Annotated in this window: 7 protein-coding genes; 3 read left to right on the forward strand and 4 right to left on the reverse strand. The window is 42.5% G+C overall.

Going from position 1 to position 5,380, the window contains the following annotated elements; all coding sequences use genetic code 11:
* Window positions 1-133: 133 nt before the first annotated feature.
* Genes NZ896_06435 through NZ896_06445 form a run of 3 tightly spaced genes read right to left on the reverse strand, consistent with a single transcriptional unit; the run spans window position 134 to window position 2,630 of the window.
* Window positions 134-808, reverse strand: a complete 675-nt coding sequence (locus NZ896_06435) for a 2,5-diamino-6-(ribosylamino)-4(3H)-pyrimidinone 5'-phosphate reductase (GenBank protein MCS7117086.1) — start codon at window positions 806-808, stop codon at window positions 134-136.
* 23 nt (window positions 809-831) lie between these two features.
* Window positions 832-1,938: an amidohydrolase family protein gene (locus tag NZ896_06440; protein ID MCS7117087.1), complete on the reverse strand. Its 1,107-nt coding sequence runs from the start codon at window positions 1,936-1,938 to the stop codon at window positions 832-834.
* Window positions 1,935-2,630 carry a GTP cyclohydrolase IIa gene (locus tag NZ896_06445; GenBank protein MCS7117088.1) on the reverse strand — a complete coding sequence of 232 codons (696 nt, stop codon included), beginning with the start codon at window positions 2,628-2,630 and terminating at the stop codon, window positions 1,935-1,937. The genes NZ896_06440 and NZ896_06445 overlap by 4 nt, the downstream gene beginning before the upstream one ends.
* A gap of 401 nt (window positions 2,631-3,031) precedes the next feature.
* On the opposite strand from NZ896_06445, the gene NZ896_06450 reads away from it, so the two are divergent.
* Both NZ896_06450 and NZ896_06455 read left to right on the forward strand, forming a co-directional pair.
* Window positions 3,032-3,286 carry a hypothetical protein gene (locus tag NZ896_06450; protein ID MCS7117089.1) on the forward strand — a complete coding sequence of 85 codons (255 nt, stop codon included), beginning with the start codon at window positions 3,032-3,034 and terminating at the stop codon, window positions 3,284-3,286.
* Between the two features lie 11 nt (window positions 3,287-3,297).
* On the forward strand, window positions 3,298-4,152 hold the full coding sequence (locus NZ896_06455) for an MBL fold metallo-hydrolase (GenBank protein MCS7117090.1): 855 nt from the start codon (window positions 3,298-3,300) through the stop codon (window positions 4,150-4,152).
* A gap of 59 nt (window positions 4,153-4,211) precedes the next feature.
* Here the strand turns inward: NZ896_06455 and NZ896_06460 are convergent, their stop codons facing one another.
* Complete coding sequence (locus NZ896_06460; GenBank protein MCS7117091.1) at window positions 4,212-4,727, reverse strand: hypothetical protein; 516 nt, start codon at window positions 4,725-4,727, stop codon at window positions 4,212-4,214.
* Window positions 4,728-5,000: 273 nt separating this feature from the next.
* Here NZ896_06460 and NZ896_06465 point away from each other — a divergent pair.
* A partial coding sequence (locus tag NZ896_06465; GenBank protein ID MCS7117092.1) for a hypothetical protein occupies window positions 5,001-5,380 on the forward strand: 380 nt, incomplete at its 3' end.

Genomic DNA, 5,380 nt, shown 5'->3' on the forward strand with positions numbered 1-5,380 from the left:
TTATATTTAAAATTTATGATGGTACTTCGGCGGTGCATGATCTGCATTCTGGCAAGCGTGGTCCGCCGAAGTCCAATCGTAGACCTATTGTAGAATACCTCTAACTCGTTCGACTCTACCATTCATATTAACATCAACTACGTAAATATCTCATATGCACTTCCTGCCCGCACTCACACACCTTAACACTTACAAACTTCAACCTCCTCGCATCATCGGTCGTAGAGAAGCCCTCGCCCATAACCAGACTTACCGCATCTCTACCGCCAAATATGTATGGTGAGATCGTCAATCTAAGTTCATCGACGACATCCGCTGCGAATAGGTGCCAGAGGAGCTCCCCTCCGCCCTCTACCATAATCCTTCTCAAACCTTCTTCATAGAGCCTCTCAATACCTTCCTTCATATCTATCGGTGGCCGCCCTGAAAACACGATTACTCGTACACCCATACCTCTTAAACTCTCGACCTTATCCTTCGGTGCAGCCTCCGTCGTCAAGATTATAGTTTCAGCGGTCTTCAGCGTATAGACTCTAGCATCTAAAGGCGTCCTCAGAAGGCCATCCACAACGATTCTAACCGGGTTCTTACCTTCGACGTACTTGACCCTCAAAGATGGGTCATCGATGATGACCGTATTCGCTCCTACCATGATCCCATCACTCTCCGCTCTAAGTTCATGCAGCCTCTTCAGATCGTATGGGCAGCTGAGCCTACTGTAGCGTGTCTTGCTCGCTATCCTTCCATCGATCGTCATCGTCGAGTATACCGTTACATAGCATCGTTCTACAGGGTTCATGGATTTCATAGATCTCATAGATCTCATAGATTTCATAGATATAAATCACCTATGACCTTTAAGATACTCGTGGATGAGCCTCTCTTTAATATAGAGTTGTACAGATTCATAGCCCTTGTAACCTCCAATTCATGAGCATCTAGGATGATAAAGTTCGCAACCCTCCCTTCTTCTATTACATTACTCAAGTTGAGCCCCTTCACCCCTTCGATATTCACCGTGGCCATCTTCAAAATATCCCTCGCATCCACATCGAACCCCTTCAACTTAGTGATAAAGTAGGCGGCTTCGAGTTCACGCCATAAATCTGGCTCTATCAACCCCGCATTATCCGTGCCGATAAGTAGATTGACACCATACTCTAAATACTTGGCTATTGGTGGTAGGCCAACACCGAACCACATATTCGATCTTGGACATACAACCAAAGACTTACCCTTCTCAACCAAGACCTCCATCTCTTCTTCTCCGAGCTGGGTCCCATGGATCAGAATATCGGCATCCAGATAATCGAGTGCCAATCGAAAGTCCCCTCGCAGATAACTATCCTTGGTCTCTGCCACGTGAGTAACGATCAACCTCCCTTGAGCCCTACATCTATCCCTCATCTTCACCAGATCCTCAACATCATACCTCAATGGGGAGTCCAGGCCGAGACCATCCGTATCCTTCAGAATATCATCGATACTTAACCCACCTCTGGCCCTTCCCAGCACGATCGCCTTTACACGACTCTCTTTAGCGACATCCCTTATTATCTGGTATGTTGATGGTAGCTCAGAGAAGATCAATGCTATAGTTACCCCAGACCTAAAGAGCTTGAAGAATACCCTTTTGGAAGCGTAAAGTATATCATCCTTGCTCATCGTCGAAAGTAGCCTGTGCTTCAAACCATGAGGCTCGCTCACAACCTCCTCTATCTTGAGGCCTATACCATACTCGAGGAAGGCGTAATCGAGGATGTGGAGATGGGCATTTACAAGGGCGGGTATCGCTACACCATACCTCATATCTATGGATGCTTCTCTCACATAACCTTTCCCTATATGTGAAATTACACCATCGACGACTTCTATATGTAGCTCCTTGCCTAATTCTAGATCCTTCCCCAGTAACGCATATCCAAGGTTTATGATCAAGGGCGCTCCTTCAAGATGAACACTCTACTACGTGAACTTTTAAGTCTTATATTCTCGAGGGCGTTGGTTGCGAGTGCCAATGCATCTCTGGGCCTCAAAGCTATACCTACACCTATCTTGATATCATCCATCTTTACATCCTTTATGAAACCTTCGAGGTACATGTGTGGTATGAAGCATATAACATTGTCACCTCCAGCGTAGTACGCTAACCCTCCATACCTCCTTGAAATCCTTCTTAACTTCTGTACTACCCTATTCACAATTCTCTCAACATGGTAAATTCCTTTATCAGCCAACGACCTGTTGTAGCCGTTCAAGTCTAGATGGGCTACTAGAGTCTCCTCTAAAGTATTGGACCCTCTATCCTCGAAGTCTTTCAATTCCTTCGAATTCATCATCGCCTCAACGTAGGTAGATCCGAGCCCGAAGTACACGATAAGGTGAGTAGGTACTACTTTAGAGATGCTATGCGCAACAATTTTGAAATCCTCAAGATCGGAAGCGTTTACTACGGTTAGATATGAATCGTAAGTTAAAGGGAAGCTGAATAGCCCAACATTCGCACTTTCGATAACCAGATTCTTATATACATCGGCCTGAGTCGCTTGGACGACCCATTCTCTATCGTAACCCAAGGATTTTATCCAATTCTCATAACCGTCGAGGCGGACGATACCGACCCTGATCATATACCTTTCAAACCTCCCTTAACCACATATTTAAATATTTCAACTTTGAGGAACTCTACCTCAAGTGACCATGCCTTACAATTTGCAATTTGCAATTTAATATTTTACATCTGTAAAAGATTGATACTATCAAGATCATGACCGTCAAATTCTCTTATTTGAACTCAAATTTTAGAGGGGTCTATGAACCGTTCCATAGAGTCAAATCAATTATATAAAGCCCTAACCTATCGTGATTTCTACCATCCTATTTATCGTTAAATCCCTGATCTTTGTTGAGTTATAAAGATTTAGTGTACAATCGATCGAGCTTTAGATTATGTAAAAGATGCTGCGACTTATCGATGACCATCACCACTAACATTAAGTATTAGATCCGTTATAGATATCAAGGTGAACGAATGGAAAGAATAGAGGTCGTCGGTAGAGTTACACACTACTATCCTAAGATAGGTGTGGCCGTTGTAGAATTGACCGCACCTTTAAAGGTCGGTGATAAGATCTTAATAAGAGGGAGTACTACGAACTTTGAGCAGACCGTCGATTCGATGCAGATAGAGCATAAGGATGTTAAGGTTGCGGAGGCTGGCAAGTCTATAGGATTAAAAGTAATACAGAGGGTTAGAGAGAACGATATAGTCTATAGAAAGTCGTGATTTGGCGAGAAATGGTAGAAGGGCTAAAGTTAACCGTACTCGTCGATAATTCGACCAGTATCGATAACCCGGACCTTCTAGGTAAGCATGGCCTATCTTTACTGGTAGAGGCGGCTTTAGAAGATGATCGTGTAAATATCATCGTAGATACGGGCCCATCGCCCGATGTTATAAGGAATAATCTTAAAGTTTTGAATATCGATATGAGTAGAATCGATTGTATAATCATCACCCATGGCCACTACGATCATAGTGGTGGCCTCATCGAAGTTTTAAAGCAGATCGGTAAAAGGACGATGGTCTTGGCACATCCTAAGGCCTTCGAACCAAAATTTGCATTCAAACCGAAGCTCAGATTCGTAGGCATGCCATTCAAATTATCGAGTATAGAGGAGGCTGGGGGTATCGTGGTCAGTGCTTGCAACTCGATCACTATAGCCAAGGGTGTTATGACGAGTGGTGAGATAGAGAGAATGGTAGATTACGAGAGGGTCGAGGACCTATGGGTGGTTGAAGATCATAAATTTCAAAGGGATTCAATATCTGAAGAGCAGGCGGTTATAATCGATGTGAAGGATAAAGGGTTGGTCGTTGTATCGGGGTGTGCCCATTCGGGCATAATAAATACTCTCATGCATGCCCAGAGGTTGACGGGTGTAAATCACATTTACGCGGTGATAGGTGGTCTTCATCTTGTCAAGGCCGATGATAAGAGGATCATGTCGACTTTAAATGATCTCCTTAAGATTAACCCAGAATTCATCGGCCCGTGCCACTGTACTGGTGATAGAGCTATCAGAATTCTTTCGGAATCCTTCGGAGGGCGTTGCAAGCAATTAAAGGTCGGGGATGTAATAAACCTTTGAACGTTTGAACGATCGATAAAGAAATCGATTAAGAAATCGATAAAGAATGAGCTCACTATTTAGTAATACATTGTAGTGAGGTGTGGATACCTTCTACTGAGCAGATTATTCAATTCGATCCTTAACTTCGTATCTAACTCTTCCTGTTTATTCAATATGGATGGAATGGTTTGCATGTGCAGTATCGGCCCCTCTACGATCAACGGTGTTCTAATATCACTGAGAGGTCGAGGGTCCGCATTTAATACCCTATTTATAATATCCTCTAACGATCTACTATCTTTATCTTCGTAAGCATTCATGATCTCTAACATCATCCTTCTCGTTAGGGGCCGAAATCCGAAGCTCGGTCTGATGATCGGTAGCTTCTGAGGATCTAAGGTATCCTTTATACCGACACCGATAGTTTCATAAGGATTGATAAACTCTTCCTTCAAGAACCAGATATCCTTACCGTGTATAAAGATCGTATTGATATGTCCATATCGATCCTTCGTAGTGTAAACCTGCCATCCCTTAGGCTCCTTCTCATAAGCTTTGAATATTTTGCGCTTCAACTCGCTGGCTGATTCCATCACTCAAATCGGCACACAAACTACGATATATGCTTTTACATTAATCCATAGCATTACGATAAGCTTCTATGCTAATACTTCATAATAAACTTCTAACCTTGATTTATCGATTTAAACTACCGTAGCTGGAAGATTGTTAAAAATTTTAATTCAAATCTAATCTTTCCAGGACCATCTGCGCCTTAATAGCTTCATAGCGCTTAAAGAAGAAATATAATAATACATCATTTCTTCTTAAGATAGAGAGGTTCAGAGTTATTATAGTGATGGTAGTTGGGAGTTGATTTAACACCGATCATCATTAAAAAGATCGTCAAATTAAAGGATCTCTCGTTCAAGACTATAGCGGTAGATGCGAATAATGAGCTTTATCAGTTCCTTTCACTCATACGTATGAAGAATGGAATGCCATTAATGGATAAAAATGGTAGGGTTACATCACATTTAAATGGCCTTTTATTTCGCTCAACTCACTTAATTTATAAGTATGGTATTAAACCAATTTTTGTCTTCGATGGTCCTCCTCCTCGATTGAAGGAAGCGGAGATTGAAAAGAGGCGTGAAATAAGGGAGAGGGCGATGAGAGAGTGGGAAGTTGCAAGAAAGGTTGGTGATTATGCAAAAGCGTACTCTAAAGCGGTTATGACGAGTAG

The sequence above is a fragment of the Nitrososphaerales archaeon genome (genome assembly GCA_025058425.1).
Lineage (GTDB): Archaea > Thermoproteota > Nitrososphaeria > Nitrososphaerales > JANXEG01 > JANXEG01.

What these genes read in the sequence shown, in the direction of transcription:
- NZ896_06435 (MCS7117086.1), bottom strand. Translation starts at nt 808, where the DNA reads ATGAAATCCATGAACCCTGTAGAACGATGCTATGTAACGGTATACTCG.
- NZ896_06445 (MCS7117088.1), bottom strand. Translation starts at nt 2,630, where the DNA reads ATGATCAGGGTCGGTATCGTCCGCCTCGACGGTTATGAGAATTGGATA.
- NZ896_06450 (MCS7117089.1), top strand. Translation starts at nt 3,032, where the DNA reads ATGGAAAGAATAGAGGTCGTCGGTAGAGTTACACACTACTATCCTAAG.
- NZ896_06455 (MCS7117090.1), top strand. Translation starts at nt 3,298, where the DNA reads ATGGTAGAAGGGCTAAAGTTAACCGTACTCGTCGATAATTCGACCAGT.
- NZ896_06460 (MCS7117091.1), bottom strand. Translation starts at nt 4,727, where the DNA reads ATGGAATCAGCCAGCGAGTTGAAGCGCAAAATATTCAAAGCTTATGAG.